Here is a 14,209-nt window from a genome sequence, read left to right as displayed (position 1 = left end):
CCTGTGGTGGTGGAAGCGACCCTTGGCTTTGAAAGCAACCTCATGTCAGACACTCTATAACCAAAACCTTAACCCCGGGCGTATTGTCCTTAGGCTGTGTGATATAGGTGCTTTTCACGAGGCTTCCACGCGCGGTGCACATCCGAACCGGTGCCTCAGCGACCCGTTGCGGGTTTGCGGCGGCCCCATCGAACCAGACGTAACTTAGTGGTGTGCCAATTTGAACGCTTGCGACCGCGTCGCCATTGATCCCGGTCAGCGCCTGAAACATCGCATGCGAGCGGTCATCGACCGGGACAGCCGGACCCAGCGGGAGATTGGAGGAGCTTGCGCGCGCCGGTGCCAGATCGCCGCCCGGCCCGACTGAGGGGTCGCTCTGCGTCACACATCCCGCAAGCAGCGCGCAAAACACCAGCCCCGCAAAGGGGTGGCGCGCGCGCATGGCGGTGTGCAGCAGCATCGGGTCGCCCTCCGTTTCGCCGCGCCGCGCCCCGAAAGGCGCGGCGCGATTGGCCTTAGCCTTTGATCGCCTTCATGACCGCTTCGCCCAGCGTCGCGGGGCTGTCAGCAACCACGATACCGGCCGATTTCATCGCTTCGATCTTGGATTCGGCATCGCCTTTGCCGCCCGCGACGATCGCACCGGCATGGCCCATGCGACGGCCGGGAGGAGCCGTACGGCCCGCGATGAAGCCCGCGGTGGGTTTCCAGCGGCCTTTTTTGCGCTGCTCGGCGAGGAATTCGGCGGCTTCTTCTTCGGCCGAACCGCCGATTTCACCGATCATGATCATCGAGGTGGTTTCCGGATCATCGAGGAACATGTTGAGCACGTCGATATGCTCGGTCCCTTTGATCGGGTCGCCGCCGATGCCCACTGCGGTGGACTGGCCCAGACCCATATCGGTGGTCTGTTTCACAGCTTCATAGGTCAGCGTGCCCGAGCGCGAGACAACACCGACCGAGCCACGCTTGTGGATGTGGCCGGGCATGATGCCGATCTTGCAGGCGTCGGGCGTGATGACACCGGGGCAGTTCGGGCCGATCAGGCGCGATTTGGAATCGATCAGCGCGCGCTTGACCTTCATCATGTCGAGCACCGGGATACCCTCGGTGATGCACACGATCAGCTCCATCTCGGCGTCGATCGCCTCAAGGATGGAATCCGCTGCGAAGGGCGGCGGGACGTAGATGACGGTCGCGTTGGCTTCGGTCTTGGCTTTCGCTTCGTGGACCGAGTTGAAGACCGGCAGGCCAAGATGGTCTTGACCACCTTTGCCCGGCGTCACGCCGCCAACCATTTTCGTGCCATAGGCAATCGCCTGTTCCGAGTGGAACGTGCCCTGCGAGCCGGTGAAGCCCTGGCAGATGACTTTGGTGTTTTCGTTAACGAGGACTGCCATGGGATTAACCTTTCACCGCTTTGACGATTTTCTCGGCACCGTCCGACAGGTTGTCGGCCGCGATCACGTTCAAACCGGAGTTCTTGATGATGTCTTTGCCGAGTTCCACGTTGGTGCCTTCAAGGCGCACAACGAGCGGCACTTGCAGACCGACCTCTTTCACCGCGGCAATTACGCCCTCGGCGATGATGTCGCAGCGCATGATGCCGCCGAAGATGTTGACGAGAATGCCTTTGACGTTCTTGTCCGAGGTGATGATTTTGAACGCTTCGGTCACTTTTTCCTTGGTCGCGCCACCGCCGACATCCAGGAAGTTGGCCGGTTCTGCGCCGTAAAGTTTGATGATGTCCATCGTGGCCATCGCCAGACCTGCGCCGTTCACCATGCAGCCGATCTCACCGTCAAGCGCGATGTAGTTCAGGTCGTATTTCGACGCTTCAAGCTCTTTGGAATCTTCTTCGCTTTCGTCGCGCAGATTGGCGATGTCGGGCTGGCGATACATCGCGTTGCCGTCAAAGCCGACTTTCGCGTCGAGAACTTTGAGATTGCCGTCGGTCATCACGATCAGCGGGTTGATCTCAAGCTGCTCCATGTCTTTCTCGATGAAGGCTTTGTAGAGATTGCCCAACAGCGCGACCATCTGCTTGACCTGCACACCTTGCAGACCCAGCGAGAACGCGACGCGACGGCCGTGGAACGCTTGATAGCCCGTGGCGGGATCAATCGAGAAGCTCAGGATTTTTTCCGGGGTGGAGGCTGCGACTTCTTCGATGTCCATGCCGCCTTCGGTCGAGGACACGATCGAAACGCGCGAGGACACGCGATCCACGAGAAGTGCAAGATACAGCTCGCGCGTGATGTCCGAACCGTCTTCGATATAGATACGGTTGACCTGCTTGCCCGCCGGGCCAGTCTGGTGCGTCACCAGTGTTTTGCCAAGCATCTGCTTGGCCAGCGTTTCGGCCTCTTCGACCGATTTCGCAAGGCGCACGCCGCCTTTTTCGCCCGCTTCGGGCTCTTTGAAATGGCCTTTGCCACGTCCGCCGGCGTGGATTTGTGCTTTTACGACCCAAAGCGGGCCGTCAAGCTCTCCGGCGGCGGTTTTGGCGTCTTCGGCCCGAAGCACAACGCGGCCGTCAGAGACCGGTGCGCCATAGCTCTTGAGAAGCTGTTTGGCCTGATACTCGTGGATGTTCATCCTCAGATACCCCATGCTGGTTGCTGGTGCGATTGGCAGGGCTTCTAGGGCGTTTGTGCCGTTTAAAAAACCTAAATCGGTTGTCTTTGCTCAGAGTCGTGCGAAAATCTTGCTTTTGTGATCACGCGCCATCAGGGTGTGATCACAAAAGCAAATTTGTCGGCTGTGACCTGCTTGCACTGGCGCGACTCGTCAAAATCGAGTCACCTGCGCGCGTATCTATCGAACGGAGTATGACGGCCGTATGACGCAAGACCCGCAAATGCCCAGTTGGGGCGTGGTTTCCACCGTGGACGAACCTGCGCCACTTGTCGCGGCGTTCGTGGCCCATCACCTGGCAGCGGGCGCGCGCGAAGTGCATGTCTTTCTAGACCGCCCCAATCCCGAGGCCGAGGCGCTTTTGGCCGATGTCGCGGGCGCGCATGTGCATCAGAGTGGCGAGGATGATTGGCAACAGGGATGGCGCAAGAAACGCCCCGCGCGCCACCAGGGTCGCCAGAAATACAACGCGACCCGTATTCTCAATGAGACCAAGCTGGATTGGCTCGTGCATTGCGATGCCGATGAATATGTCCGCGTTGAGCGCCCCTTGGAGTGGGAGCTGGAAAAGACCGGCCCGCAAAAGGCCTGGATTCGCTTTGAGGTCGATGAGCGCTGCTATCTTGACGAGGGACCGGGGGCGACAATTTTCGAGGGCGCATTTCGGCGCAAATGGGACGGGTTCGAAAAAGAGGGCCTGCTGTTTTATGGCACGCGCAAGCGATTTTTAAACCGGGGTGTGGGCGGGCATATCGCGGGCAAGCCGATTGTGCGCTCGGGGCATGGTTATGCAATTGGCGTGCATTTCCCGCTGTCGCATTGGGATAGCAAGGTCAACGATCTGCCCTATCGCCCCAGCTATAACGCCCGCCTGCTGCATTTCGACGGGCTGACGCCGCTGCATTACATTCTCAAGATGCTGCGACGTGCCACCACGAAGGTGCAGGGGCAACCGGTGCCCTATGTCGCCCCGCGCACGGCGCAGTTTGCCGCCGCATCGGATTTCGCCGACGACCCCGAGGGGCTTCGCGATCTGTGGTGGCAGGTGCAGGGCCTGCGTGATTATGAGGCTGTGGAACTTGAAGAACATGGGTTGCTGACGCGCCCCGATGTGCCGATCGCCGCCGAGGTTGACGCGCTGTTTGGAAGCAAGGTCGATCTTAGCCCCGCCGCGTTTGATCGCGCGTTGATCGCGCATGAGGCAGATCTGATTGCGCGGTTGCATGACACGCTCGGCTTTGATCCGGCGCCCTTGATGAGCGCATGAAAAAGGGCGCACCATCCGGCGCGCCCTAATGTCAAAACAGTCAGGTGTCGATCAGACCAGCGAACCGTCGATCGCTTTGCAAGCCTCGACCAGGCCTTTGACGGCGCCCACCGATTTGTCAAACATCGCCTGCTCGTCTTTGTTGAGCTTGATATCGATGATCTTCTCGATGCCAGCGGCGCCGATCACGGTCGGCACGCCGACATACATGCCGTCAAGGCCGAGCGCGCCTTTGACATAGGCGGCGCAGGGCAGAACGCGCTTTTGATCTTTGAGATAGGCTTCTGCCATCTCGATTGCCGAAGTGGCGGGCGCGTAGAAGGCCGAGCCGGTTTTCAGCAGGCCAACAATCTCGGCGCCACCGTCACGGGTGCGCTGGATGATCGCGTCGAGCTTTTCTTGCGTGGTCCAACCCATCTCGATCAGGTCGGGCAGCGGGACGCCACCGACGGTCGAGTAGCGTGCCAGCGGCACCATCGTATCGCCGTGACCGCCAAGAACGAATGCGGTGACATCGCGCATCGAGACGCCGAATTCGAGGCTCAGGAAATGGCGGAACCGCGCCGAATCGAGCACGCCAGCCATGCCGACGACTTTCTCTTTCGGCAGGCCCGAGAATTGCTGCAGCGCCCAGACCATCGCGTCCAGCGGGTTGGTGATGCAGATCACAAATGCGTTGGGCGCATGTGCCCCAATGCCTTCGCCGACCGATTTCATCACCTTGAGGTTGATGCCCAGCAGGTCATCACGGCTCATGCCCGGCTTGCGCGGCACGCCAGCAGTCACGATGCACACATCTGCGCCCGCGATATCAGCGTAATCGGTCGTGCCCTTGAGCGAGGCGTCAAAGCCCTCAGCAGGACCGGATTCCGCGATGTCGAGCGCTTTGCCCTGCGGTGTGCCTTCGGCGATGTCGAACAGAACGACGTCACCGAGTTCCTTGATGGCTGCGAGATGGGCGAGCGTGCCGCCGATCTGGCCTGCGCCGATAAGCGCGATTTTAGGTCTGGCCATTTGGTCCTCCGAGTGGATGGATTGGGAAAATATGACGCCGTTCACCTAGCGCTTTGCCAGCCCGAGGGCAAGGGTTCTGCGGCGCGGCATCGCCTCCGGGGCAGGGATGTATGCGATTGTATGCAAAAATAGCGTGGGCTTGCGGTTTGGCGGACGTATGCACATTGCCTCTGCGAAGCGCACGGTTTCCAAACGGTTAACTGCGTGGCATGCACTGTGGGCGCGCACAGGGGCGGCGATTCTAACAAGGTTTGGGCGCAATGTTGGAACTGACGACTTCGGGTTGGGCGATTGCGCTGTTGGCGGCGGTGATGGTTGGCCTGTCCAAGGGCGGCATCCCGATGGCGGCCTCGATCTCGGTGCCGGTGCTGGCGGTGGTGATGAACCCGGTCGAGGCGGCGGGGCTGCTGCTACCAGTCTATATCATCGCGGATATGTTCGGGCTTTGGGCCTATCGCAAGGAATTCGACAAGCGCGTTTTGCTGATCATGATTCCCGCCACAACCATCGGCATCGGCATTGGTTGGGCCACTGCCGAAATTGTGCCCGAGCGCTGGGTGACGTTGATGGTGGGGGGGATTGGCGTGGCGTTCTCGCTGAACGCGTTGTTGCGCCACAAGATGGGCGCGCGGCAAGAGGCCAAGGTCGCGCCGGGTCTGTTTTGGGGCACAATCGCGGGGTTCACCAGCTTTGTCAGCCATTCCGGCGCGCCGCCATTTCAAACTTATACGATCCCGCTGAACCTGCCAAAACAGGTTTTTGCCGGCACGGCGACGGTGCTGTTTTCCTATGTGAATCTTGCCAAGCTTGGGCCCTATATCGCGCTGGGCGAGGTGAATTGGCACAGTCTTGGCACGGCGCTGATCTTGGCGGTTCCGGCCTCGGCCTCGGTGTTTCTGGGGGTGTGGCTGGTGAAGCGGATGCCAACCGTAATTTTTTACAAGATCGTGATCTGGGCGCTTTTGCTGATTTCCCTGAAGCTGGTTCAGCAATCTCTCTTCACTTAAAGCGGCGCGCCCGCCGTCGGGAGGCGATCACGCACCGCCTCAAACGCCTCGCCCGAGGCGATCAGACAGCTCATCCCCGAGGCTTGGGTCACAAGAATCGTCCAACTGCCCGACTCTGCGGCGAACACCTCAACCACCGAATTGTTCGCCGCCAGCGCAACGGCGCGCCGGGTTTCCAGATAGCGCGATTGCAGCTGTGCGATAAGATCATCGCGTGGGGCGCAGGTGGCCTCTTGGGCAAAGCTGCGTCCGCTAAGCAGAATCAGCGCGACAAAGCCAAAGGACAAGGCGATCATCTTGTGCAGCATGGCGAACCCTCTCGGAACACAATAGCACCAGCCTGCTGCGAAGGTCCGAAAATACGGTTAACCGAGCGCGCCACGATGACGCGACGCAGCGCATTTCTGCGATGCGGCAAATCTACCCTTGCCGATTCTGTCCGAAATGTGCGATCTGGCGAAAGAAAATTACGACATGGAGAATCAAATGGCTCACCCGACGCGTTCCGTCCTTTACATTCCCGGCTCGAAAGAGCGTGCGCTGGAAAAGGCGACCGGGCTGGCCTGCGATGCGATCATCTTTGATCTCGAAGACGCGGTGGCGATTGATGAGAAAGCCAATGCGCGTGCGCTTTTGGCGAAAACCCTGAGCGAGGCCGATTACGGCGCGCGGCTGAAAATCGTGCGCGTGAACGGGCTGGATACCGAATGGGGGCGCGAAGATGTGCTGGCTTTTGCCGATGCGATCCGCGCGGGCGCCAAGGTTGATGCGATCCTGATCCCCAAGGTCTCGACCCCTGCGGATCTGGATGCCGTGGCCGATCTCATCCAAGGCGTGCCGCTTTGGGCGATGATGGAAACGGCGCTGGGCATGCTTAATGCGGGCGCAATCGCCGCCTATCCGCGTCTTGAGGGCATGGTGATGGGCACCAACGATCTGGCCAAGGAACTGGGTAGTCGTTTCCGCGCTGACCGTTTGCCGATGCAAGCCGGGCTGGGCCTGTGTCTGCTGGCCGCCAAGGCGCATGGTAAGATCATCGTCGATGGCGTTTATAATGCGTTCAAGGATGACGAGGGGCTCAAGTTTGAATGCGATCAGGGCCGCGACATGGGCTTTGATGGCAAAACGCTGATCCATCCCGCGCAGCTTGAGGTTTGCAACGCCGCCTTCGCACCGTCCGAGGCCGAGATTGACCTTGCCGAGCGCCAGATCACCGCCTTTGAGGCGGCCAAGGCCGCAGGGCAGGGGGTGGCGGTTGTGGATGGTAAGATCGTAGAAAATCTGCATATCGTGACCGCGCGGCAGGTCTTGGCGAAAGCGCAGGCGATTGCCGCGCTTGGCAGCTAAGGGACTTACGCAATGGCATTACTTATTCTCGGCGTCCTCATGTGGTCGCTTGCACATCTCGCGAAACGGCTTTTTCCGGGGTTCCGGCGCGCGATGAAAGGGGCCGAGCGCCCGATGGTGACCGCGCTGGTGCTGCTGAGCCTTGTGCTGATGTTCCTTGGCTGGCGGATGAGCGATCCGGTCTTTTACCTCTGGACGCCCAATGCCGCGCTGAAGGGCATCAACAACCTGCTGATGCTGTTCGCGGTGTATCTGTTCGCGGTTTCAGGCATGAAACTGTGGCTGAGCGGCAAGATCCGCCATCCGCAACTGACCGGCGTGAAGACCTGGGCGCTGGCCCACCTGCTCGTCAATCCGACGCTGCCGGGCATTATCCTGTTTGGCGGGCTGCTGGCTTGGGCGGTGATCGAGGTGATCTTGATCAACAAGCAGAGCAAACCGGCCATACCCCATCCGCAGGTCAATACCGGCAAGGAAATCGGTGGGATCGTGGGCACGCTGGTGCTTTATGGGCTGATCGCTGCGATCCATATCTGGTTTGGCTACAACCCGTTCGGGGCCTGACATGAAAATCTACCGCCTGCTCACCGAAGACGACACGTCTGCCTTTTGTCACAAGATCTCGCTGGCGCTGTCGAAGGGCTGGGAGATTTATGGCGATCCGCAATATGCCTTTGACGGCGCGCGCGGCGTGATGCGGTGCGCGCAGGCGGTGACCAAGGAAATCGACGGGGACTATCACCCCGACATGAAGCTGGGAGAGCAATGATGGGCAAAACCAATCCGGGTCGCTTCTTTGAGGACTACGCGGTCGGTGATGTGATCCGTCATGCCGTGCCGCGCACCGTGGCAGAGGGCGAGCGCGCACTTTATCATGCGCTCTATCCGACGCGCCATGCGCTGTATTCCAGTGACGAGTTTGCGGCCAATTGCGGGTTGGAAGGGTCGCCGCTGGATGATCTGATCGCCTTTCACGTCGTGTTTGGCAAAACGGTGCCGGATGTTTCGCTCAATGCCGTGGCGAATTTGGGCTATGCGCAGGGGCGCTGGCTCAAACCGGTCTATCCCGGCGATACGCTGCGCTCGGAATCGCAGGTGATCGGCGTCAAGCAGAACTCGAATGGAAAATCAGGCGTGGTCTATGTGCGCACGCGCGGCTTCAATCAGGTGAATGAGATCGTTCTGGAATATGTGCGCTGGGTGATGGTGCGCAAACGCGACTTTGACGCGCCTGCGCCCGAAACGGTGGTCCCCGATCTTGCGAGCGTTGTGGACCCGGCTGATCTGGTGATCCCCGAGGGGTTGAGTTTCGACGATTACGATTTCGAGCTGGCAGGCGAGCCGCATCGGCTGGGCGATTACGAGATCGGCGAAAAGATCGACCATGTGGATGGCGTCACGATCGAAGAAGCCGAGCATATGATCGCCACGCGACTGTGGCAGAACACCGCCAAGGTGCATTTCGATGCGACTTTCCGCGAGGATGGCAAACGGCTGATCTATGGCGGGCATATCATCAGCATGGCGCGCGCGCTGTCCTTCAACGGGCTGGCCAATGCGCAGATGATCGTGGCGCTGAACGGCGGCGCCCATGCCAACCCGTGTTTTGCGGGCGATACCGTCAAGGCATGGTCCGAGGTGCTCGATAAGGTCGAGACAGTTGCGCCCGGCGTCGGTGCGATCCGGCTGCGCTTGGTGGCCACCAAGCAGGGCGCGACAGAGTTCACCTATAAGGGTGAAGACGGGAAATACGCCCCCGAAGTGCTGCTTGATCTCGACTATTGGGCCTTGATGCCGGTTTGATCCGCACTTTGTGCTGACTGAGACCGCGCGCAGGACTTCGAGCGGTAACATGTGATCACGCTCTGAAAATTTGTGATCACAAAGCGGATTTTTCGCCCTTGTTTGACGAATTTCCGTCGGATTCCTGTCTCTGCCCTCGTGACTCCGGCGAAAATTACGCTACACCAAAGTCAATTCCGGCCAGCCTCGCCGCATTTGTGCCCTCGCACGCGGCTCATTGGCATAGCACGAAGGGACCGAACATGGCTGAAGCGAAACCGGTTGAACGCCCGCTTTCCCCCCACCTCCAAATCTATCGCCCGCAAATGACCTCGATGTCCTCGATCCTGACGCGGATCACGGGCAACGGGATTATCGTCGGGGTGCTGCTGCTTGTCTGGTGGCTGCTCGCCGCTGCGACGAGCCCGGGCTATTTTAACTTTGTGAACGCGATTGCGACCTCATGGTTTGGCGATCTGGTGTTTACGTTGTCGCTGCTGGGGGTGTGGTATCACTACCTTGCGGGCATCCGGCACCTCATCTGGGACAGTGCCAAGATGATGGATATCAAAACAGCCGAACTTCTTGGCTGGATCTGCATCATCGGTTCGGTCGTGCTGACCGCGCTGACCCTTATCATCATTCATCTGTAACGGAGGCTCGAGATGCGTTACCTCACTGATCGCAAACGCGCCGTTGGCAAAGGCGCTTCGGGCACCGGGACTGAGCATCACTGGTGGATGTCGGCCTCTGCCGTGGCGCTGGCCTTTATGATCCCGACCTGGCTGTATATCGTGGGCACGACCCTTGGGTTGCCCCAGCAAGCGGTGATCGCCACCTTCTCGCAGCCCTTCCCGGCAATTCTGACCGCGCTGGTCGTGATCGTCGGCATGCGCCACTTCGCTAAGGGCACCGAAATCTGGATCGAAGATTACGCGCGCGGCACCACGGGCAAGGCGCTCAAGATCGCAATGCATTCGCTGGCCTATGTCATCATGGCGACAGCACTCTATGCCCTCGGCAAGATGGTCTTTATCGGCCTTCTGCTGGGCGCGAACGGATAAGTCAGGACGAGACAATGGCAGCTTACGAATACGAAACGCATAATTACGATGTCGTTGTGGTGGGCGCTGGTGGCTCTGGCCTGCGTGCGACCCTCGGCATGGCCGAACAAGGCCTGCGCACAGCCTGCGTGACCAAAGTGTTCCCGACGCGCTCGCATACCGTGGCCGCGCAGGGGGGCATCGCCGCCTCTCTGGGCAATATGGGCCCCGATAGCTGGCAGTGGCATATGTATGACACGATCAAGGGCTCTGACTGGCTGGGCGATAACGACGCGATGGAATATCTCGCGCGGGAAGCCCCCAAAGCGGTTTACGAGCTGGAGCATTACGGCGTGCCGTTCTCGCGCACCGAAGAGGGCAAGATTTACCAGCGTCCCTTCGGCGGCCACACCACCGAATACGGCGAAGGCCCGCCCGTGCAGCGCACCTGTGCGGCGGCTGACCGCACCGGCCACGCGATTTTGCACACGCTTTATGGTCAATCGCTCAAGCACAATGCCGAATTCTACATCGAGTATTTTGCGATCGACCTGATCATGTCCGATGACGGGCAATGTCAGGGCGTCGTTTGCTGGAAGCTCGACGATGGCACGATGCATGTTTTCAACGCCAAGATGGTCGTTCTGGCCACGGGTGGCTACGGGCGCGCGTTCTTCTCGGCCACTTCGGCGCATACTTGCACCGGCGATGGCGGTGGCATGGTGGCGCGGGCGGGTCTTGCGCTGCAGGATATGGAATTCGTGCAGTTCCACCCCACCGGCATCTACGGGTCTGGCTGCCTGATCACCGAAGGCGCGCGCGGCGAGGGGGGCTATCTGACCAACTCCGAAGGCGAGCGTTTCATGGAGCGCTACGCGCCGACCTACAAAGACCTAGCCTCGCGCGATGTCGTGTCGCGTTGCATGACGATGGAAATCCGCGAAGGCCGCGGTGTGGGTGAGCACAAAGATCACATCTTCCTCAACCTCAGCCACCTGCCGCCCGAAGCGCTGCACGAGCGCCTGCCCGGTATCTCGGAAAGCGCCAAGATTTTCGCAGGCGTTGACGTCACCAAAGAACCGATCCCGGTGCTGCCGACCGTGCACTACAACATGGGCGGTATCCCGACGAACTATCATGGCGAGGTGATCAATCCCGCCGCTGATAACCCGGATGCGATCGTTCCCGGCCTGATGGCCGTGGGTGAGGCAGGCTCTGCCTCGGTGCATGGGGCGAACCGTCTGGGCTCGAACTCGCTGATCGACCTTGTGGTGTTTGGTCGTGCCGCCGCTATCCGCGCCGGTCAGATCATTGACCCCGAGACCGAGAACCGTGCGATCCCGAAAGCCAAGATCGACGCCGTGTTCGAGCGGTTCGACAAGATCCGCTACGCCGATGGTGGCACCCCCACCGCCGAGTTGCGCCTTGAGATGCAACGGACCATGCAATCGGATGCCGCCGTCTTCCGCACTGACAAGACGCTGGCCGAAGGCGTCGAGAAGATGACGGCCGTGGCAGCCAAGCTTGACGATATCAAGGTCACCGACCGCTCGCTGGTCTGGAACTCGGACCTGATGGAAACGCTCGAGCTGGAAAACCTGATGCCCAACGCTCTGGCGACCATCGTCGGGGCCGAGGCGCGCAAGGAATCCCGCGGAGCACATGCCCATGAGGACTATCCCGATCGCGACGATAAGACTTGGCGCAAGCACTCGATCATGCATGTGGATGGCAACAAGGTCGATCTGACCTTCCGCCCCGTCCATATGGACCCGCTGACGCCCGAAGATCAGGGCGGCATCAATCTCAAAAAGATCGCGCCCAAGAAGCGGGTCTATTGATGCGCTCGCTTGCGTTCCTCGTGGCCCTTACCGGGCTTTGCGCCTGCCAGATGAGCGCGCCGCTTCAGCAATCTGCTGAAGAGGTTGCACGCGGGCAGGCCAAGACGGTGGTCAACACGGTTGTCGAAAGCAAAATGCCGGGGCTGAATGCCGCCCCGGTGACCGATTGCATCATCGACAATGCCTCGATGAACGAGGTCTTCACGATCGCCAAGGCTACGGTGACGGGGATTGACGACAGCACGGTGTCCACCGTGATGGATGTCGCCAAACGCCCCGATACCGTGACCTGCATCGCCAAAAACAAGCTCGGGCTGAACTAGGGGATGCGCATGGGGTGGACAGGTCAGCAGAACGGATCGGCGGCGCCTTTGGGGCGCGCGATGGCTGTGCTGGCCTTGCCGCTGGCTGTTTCGGCCTGCGCCCCTGTCACCGTCGAGACCGCAGAACGCCAGTGCTATACGCAATATGCTTCTTCGGCGCCGATCAGCGGCGAGGGGCGCATGGGGGCTACCACTGACGGTGCCTACACGAAGATGAAACTTCAGCTCAATCTTGGCGCGACGGTTCAGGGCGATGCCTCGGCCGCCTATGACGCCTGTGTCTATCGCAAATCCGGCCGTATGCCCACGCGGCCGCTCTATTCGTATTGACGGAAAAAGGGGGACCGAAATGGTTCAGTTCACGCTTCCGAAGAATTCTAAAATCCGCGTCGGAAAGACTTGGCCGAAGCCGGATGGCAAGACTATCCGCAAATTCCAGATTTATCGCTGGGACCCCGATACCGGGGAAAACCCGCGTCTGGATACCTATTTCCTAGACATGGACAAATGCGGTCCGATGGTTCTGGACGCGCTGATCAAGATCAAGAACGAGATCGATCCGACGCTGACCTTCCGTCGGTCTTGCCGCGAGGGGATTTGCGGGTCCTGTGCGATGAATATCGGCGGCATCAACACGCTGGCCTGTATTTACGGGCTGGATGAGGTGAAGGGCGATGTCAAAATCTACCCGCTGCCGCATATGCCAGTGGTCAAGGATCTGATCCCCGATCTGACGATGTTCTATGCGCAGCATGCCTCGATCATGCCGTGGCTGGAAACCAAGACCAACCGTCCCGAAAAGGAATGGCGTCAGTCGATCGAAGATCGCAAGAAGCTGGATGGTCTGTATGAATGCGTGATGTGCGCGTCCTGCTCGACCTCGTGCCCGAGCTACTGGTGGAATGGCGACAAGTATCTTGGCCCGGCAGCGCTGCTGCATGCCTACCGCTGGATCATCGACTCGCGCGATGAAGCCACCGCCGAGCGCCTTGATCAGCTTGAAGACCCCTTCAAACTGTATCGCTGCCACACCATCATGAACTGCACCAAGACCTGCCCGAAGGGCCTGAACCCGGCGAAATCGATTGCCGAGATCAAAAAGATGATGGTTAGCCGCACGGTTTGATCGCGACCCGATATTGGGGGGTGGCATCTGCCGGTCCCAAAGACTGGCTAAGGGGCGGCGAAAGCTGCCCTTTTTGCTGCGTTGCAGCAAATGCATAGCGCGGTTGCAGCATTGGGCACTGTGCAGAGCCGAAAACCCGCCTAAATTACTGCGCAGGGAGGAACTCGAAATCAAAAGAGAGAGTTCCCATGGCGAGCATCGTAAACTTCCCTAAGGGCAAGCAAGTGGCGACGGAAGTCGAAGAAAACTTGGCTTATTATACGCCCGAAACCCGCAATCAGCCCACCAAAGCCGCACCCGTAGCACGCGTTGCAACAGGCCTCGAGGCACTGGACCTGATGTATGAGTATTACAGCGCCGCGTGAGCGGCCCGCAGATCGCCCGCGTTTTCTATCGTGGCGAACCTGACCCCGGCATCGCGTCCGGGGTCTCTTTTTGTGCGCTGCTATCCGGGCTCAATTCGGTTTCCAAGAACCGCTCGAACGCGTCAAAATCCAATGGTTCGAACTGGCCAAATCCTTGAATCCAAGTGATCGCCTCTTGCATGGACAGCGGTTCGAGCTTGCACCATTTCACGCGCCCGCGCTTTTCCTGCGATATCAGTCCGGCCTCTGCCAGAATGCCCAGATGTTTTGAGATCGCCGCCAGCGACATCGCAAAGGGCTCGGCGACATCGGTCACCGCCATGTCGTCTTCGAGCAGCATCGTCAAAATAGCCCGCCGCGTCGGGTCTGACAGGGCGGCGAAAATCGCGTCGAGTGAGGGGCGGGGCGGGGACATCATGCAGGTGTGATGGCGCGCCTTGGTGAAAACGTCAACCGA

19 protein-coding genes are annotated in these 14,209 nt (G+C 59.8%); 13 read left to right on the top strand and 6 right to left on the bottom strand.

Annotated elements, in window-relative coordinates:
* Window positions 1-40 precede the first annotated feature (40 nt).
* From QZ571_RS12235 to sucC, 3 genes are read right to left on the bottom strand one after another with little or no spacing between them, the layout of a single operon-like run.
* Window positions 41-460 (bottom strand): hypothetical protein, encoded by a 420-nt coding sequence (locus QZ571_RS12235; protein WP_295535142.1) that lies wholly within the window; start codon window positions 458-460, stop codon window positions 41-43.
* A 55-nt stretch (window positions 461-515) separates the two neighbouring features.
* Window positions 516-1,400, bottom strand: coding sequence for a succinate--CoA ligase subunit alpha (sucD, locus tag QZ571_RS12230; protein ID WP_295535139.1), 885 nt, complete (start codon window positions 1,398-1,400; stop codon window positions 516-518).
* Between the two features lie 4 nt (window positions 1,401-1,404).
* Complete coding sequence (gene sucC, locus QZ571_RS12225; protein ID WP_295535135.1) at window positions 1,405-2,598, bottom strand: ADP-forming succinate--CoA ligase subunit beta; 1,194 nt, start codon at window positions 2,596-2,598, stop codon at window positions 1,405-1,407.
* A gap of 244 nt (window positions 2,599-2,842) precedes the next feature.
* Here sucC and QZ571_RS12220 point away from each other — a divergent pair, with 244 nt between their 5' ends.
* Window positions 2,843-3,904, top strand: a complete 1,062-nt coding sequence (locus QZ571_RS12220; RefSeq protein ID WP_295535133.1) for a glycosyltransferase family 2 protein — start codon at window positions 2,843-2,845, stop codon at window positions 3,902-3,904.
* Window positions 3,905-3,955: 51 nt separating this feature from the next.
* Here QZ571_RS12220 and mdh read toward each other — a convergent pair whose 3' ends face one another.
* Entirely contained in the window at window positions 3,956-4,918 is a 963-nt protein-coding gene (gene mdh / locus QZ571_RS12215; protein ID WP_295535130.1) for a malate dehydrogenase, read from the bottom strand.
* Window positions 4,919-5,178: 260 nt separating this feature from the next.
* Here mdh and QZ571_RS12210 point away from each other — a divergent pair, with 260 nt between their 5' ends.
* Complete coding sequence (locus tag QZ571_RS12210; protein WP_295535127.1) at window positions 5,179-5,925, top strand: sulfite exporter TauE/SafE family protein; 747 nt, start codon at window positions 5,179-5,181, stop codon at window positions 5,923-5,925.
* Here the strand turns inward: QZ571_RS12210 and QZ571_RS12205 are convergent.
* Window positions 5,922-6,233, bottom strand: a complete 312-nt coding sequence (locus QZ571_RS12205; RefSeq protein WP_295535124.1) for a hypothetical protein — start codon at window positions 6,231-6,233, stop codon at window positions 5,922-5,924. The genes QZ571_RS12210 and QZ571_RS12205 overlap by 4 nt on opposite strands.
* A 166-nt stretch (window positions 6,234-6,399) precedes the next feature.
* Between QZ571_RS12205 and QZ571_RS12200 the strand changes: the two genes are divergently transcribed.
* The 11 genes from QZ571_RS12200 to QZ571_RS12150 all read left to right on the top strand — a co-directional run bounded on the left by QZ571_RS12200 (window position 6,400) and on the right by QZ571_RS12150 (window position 13,752).
* Complete coding sequence (locus QZ571_RS12200) at window positions 6,400-7,272, top strand: CoA ester lyase (protein WP_295535122.1); 873 nt, start codon at window positions 6,400-6,402, stop codon at window positions 7,270-7,272.
* Window positions 7,273-7,284: 12 nt separating this feature from the next.
* Window positions 7,285-7,836 (top strand): NnrU family protein, encoded by a 552-nt coding sequence (locus QZ571_RS12195; RefSeq protein ID WP_295535119.1) that lies wholly within the window; start codon window positions 7,285-7,287, stop codon window positions 7,834-7,836.
* Between the two features lies 1 nt (window position 7,837).
* Complete coding sequence (locus QZ571_RS12190) at window positions 7,838-8,041, top strand: DUF1737 domain-containing protein (RefSeq protein WP_038132598.1); 204 nt, start codon at window positions 7,838-7,840, stop codon at window positions 8,039-8,041.
* Window positions 8,041-9,075: a MaoC family dehydratase gene (locus QZ571_RS12185; RefSeq protein WP_295535114.1), complete on the top strand. Its 1,035-nt coding sequence runs from the start codon at window positions 8,041-8,043 to the stop codon at window positions 9,073-9,075. The genes QZ571_RS12190 and QZ571_RS12185 overlap by 1 nt, the downstream gene beginning before the upstream one ends.
* Window positions 9,076-9,317: 242 nt before the next feature.
* A complete protein-coding gene (gene sdhC / locus QZ571_RS12180; protein ID WP_295535112.1) occupies window positions 9,318-9,707 on the top strand; it encodes a succinate dehydrogenase, cytochrome b556 subunit in 390 nt (129 codons plus the stop codon).
* A 12-nt stretch (window positions 9,708-9,719) separates the two neighbouring features.
* Window positions 9,720-10,118 carry a succinate dehydrogenase, hydrophobic membrane anchor protein gene (locus QZ571_RS12175; RefSeq protein ID WP_295535109.1) on the top strand — a complete coding sequence of 133 codons (399 nt, stop codon included), beginning with the start codon at window positions 9,720-9,722 and terminating at the stop codon, window positions 10,116-10,118.
* Between the two features lie 14 nt (window positions 10,119-10,132).
* A complete protein-coding gene (gene sdhA / locus QZ571_RS12170) occupies window positions 10,133-11,938 on the top strand; it encodes a succinate dehydrogenase flavoprotein subunit (protein ID WP_295535106.1) in 1,806 nt (601 codons plus the stop codon).
* Window positions 11,938-12,261: a succinate dehydrogenase gene (locus tag QZ571_RS12165; RefSeq protein ID WP_295535103.1), complete on the top strand. Its 324-nt coding sequence runs from the start codon at window positions 11,938-11,940 to the stop codon at window positions 12,259-12,261. Before sdhA ends, QZ571_RS12165 begins: the two co-directional genes overlap by 1 nt.
* A 9-nt stretch (window positions 12,262-12,270) precedes the next feature.
* Window positions 12,271-12,591, top strand: coding sequence for a hypothetical protein (locus tag QZ571_RS12160; protein ID WP_295535100.1), 321 nt, complete (start codon window positions 12,271-12,273; stop codon window positions 12,589-12,591).
* Window positions 12,592-12,610: 19 nt separating this feature from the next.
* Window positions 12,611-13,387 carry a succinate dehydrogenase iron-sulfur subunit gene (locus tag QZ571_RS12155; protein WP_295535097.1) on the top strand — a complete coding sequence of 259 codons (777 nt, stop codon included), beginning with the start codon at window positions 12,611-12,613 and terminating at the stop codon, window positions 13,385-13,387.
* A 188-nt stretch (window positions 13,388-13,575) separates the two neighbouring features.
* Complete coding sequence (locus QZ571_RS12150) at window positions 13,576-13,752, top strand: hypothetical protein (protein ID WP_295535095.1); 177 nt, start codon at window positions 13,576-13,578, stop codon at window positions 13,750-13,752.
* 25 nt (window positions 13,753-13,777) lie between these two features.
* Here the strand turns inward: QZ571_RS12150 and QZ571_RS12145 are convergent, their stop codons facing one another.
* Window positions 13,778-14,170, bottom strand: a complete 393-nt coding sequence (locus QZ571_RS12145) for a metalloregulator ArsR/SmtB family transcription factor (protein WP_295535092.1) — start codon at window positions 14,168-14,170, stop codon at window positions 13,778-13,780.
* Window positions 14,171-14,209 lie beyond the last annotated feature (39 nt).

It is taken from the genome of uncultured Thioclava sp. (genome assembly GCF_913064665.1).
In the GTDB taxonomy this organism is placed as follows: domain Bacteria; phylum Pseudomonadota; class Alphaproteobacteria; order Rhodobacterales; family Rhodobacteraceae; genus Thioclava; species Thioclava arctica.
This window is presented reverse-complemented; position numbering and strand designations above follow the sequence as displayed.

Excerpts from the sequence above, each read along its gene's own strand:
- QZ571_RS12200 (WP_295535122.1), top strand. The coding sequence starts at position 6,400 with ATGGAGAATCAAATGGCTCACCCGACGCGTTCCGTCCTTTACATTCCC.
- QZ571_RS12205 (WP_295535124.1), bottom strand. The coding sequence starts at position 6,233 with ATGCTGCACAAGATGATCGCCTTGTCCTTTGGCTTTGTCGCGCTGATT.
- QZ571_RS12220 (WP_295535133.1), top strand. The coding sequence starts at position 2,843 with ATGACGCAAGACCCGCAAATGCCCAGTTGGGGCGTGGTTTCCACCGTG.
- QZ571_RS12235 (WP_295535142.1), bottom strand. The coding sequence starts at position 460 with ATGCTGCTGCACACCGCCATGCGCGCGCGCCACCCCTTTGCGGGGCTG.
- QZ571_RS12190 (WP_038132598.1), top strand. The coding sequence starts at position 7,838 with ATGAAAATCTACCGCCTGCTCACCGAAGACGACACGTCTGCCTTTTGT.
- QZ571_RS12160 (WP_295535100.1), top strand. The coding sequence starts at position 12,271 with ATGGGGTGGACAGGTCAGCAGAACGGATCGGCGGCGCCTTTGGGGCGC.
- mdh (WP_295535130.1), bottom strand. The coding sequence starts at position 4,918 with ATGGCCAGACCTAAAATCGCGCTTATCGGCGCAGGCCAGATCGGCGGC.
- QZ571_RS12150 (WP_295535095.1), top strand. The coding sequence starts at position 13,576 with ATGGCGAGCATCGTAAACTTCCCTAAGGGCAAGCAAGTGGCGACGGAA.
- sdhA (WP_295535106.1), top strand. The coding sequence starts at position 10,133 with ATGGCAGCTTACGAATACGAAACGCATAATTACGATGTCGTTGTGGTG.
- QZ571_RS12185 (WP_295535114.1), top strand. The coding sequence starts at position 8,041 with ATGGGCAAAACCAATCCGGGTCGCTTCTTTGAGGACTACGCGGTCGGT.
- sdhC (WP_295535112.1), top strand. The coding sequence starts at position 9,318 with ATGGCTGAAGCGAAACCGGTTGAACGCCCGCTTTCCCCCCACCTCCAA.
- QZ571_RS12145 (WP_295535092.1), bottom strand. The coding sequence starts at position 14,170 with ATGATGTCCCCGCCCCGCCCCTCACTCGACGCGATTTTCGCCGCCCTG.
- QZ571_RS12155 (WP_295535097.1), top strand. The coding sequence starts at position 12,611 with ATGGTTCAGTTCACGCTTCCGAAGAATTCTAAAATCCGCGTCGGAAAG.
- QZ571_RS12210 (WP_295535127.1), top strand. The coding sequence starts at position 5,179 with ATGTTGGAACTGACGACTTCGGGTTGGGCGATTGCGCTGTTGGCGGCG.
- QZ571_RS12175 (WP_295535109.1), top strand. The coding sequence starts at position 9,720 with ATGCGTTACCTCACTGATCGCAAACGCGCCGTTGGCAAAGGCGCTTCG.
- QZ571_RS12165 (WP_295535103.1), top strand. The coding sequence starts at position 11,938 with ATGCGCTCGCTTGCGTTCCTCGTGGCCCTTACCGGGCTTTGCGCCTGC.
- sucC (WP_295535135.1), bottom strand. The coding sequence starts at position 2,598 with ATGAACATCCACGAGTATCAGGCCAAACAGCTTCTCAAGAGCTATGGC.
- QZ571_RS12195 (WP_295535119.1), top strand. The coding sequence starts at position 7,285 with ATGGCATTACTTATTCTCGGCGTCCTCATGTGGTCGCTTGCACATCTC.
- sucD (WP_295535139.1), bottom strand. The coding sequence starts at position 1,400 with ATGGCAGTCCTCGTTAACGAAAACACCAAAGTCATCTGCCAGGGCTTC.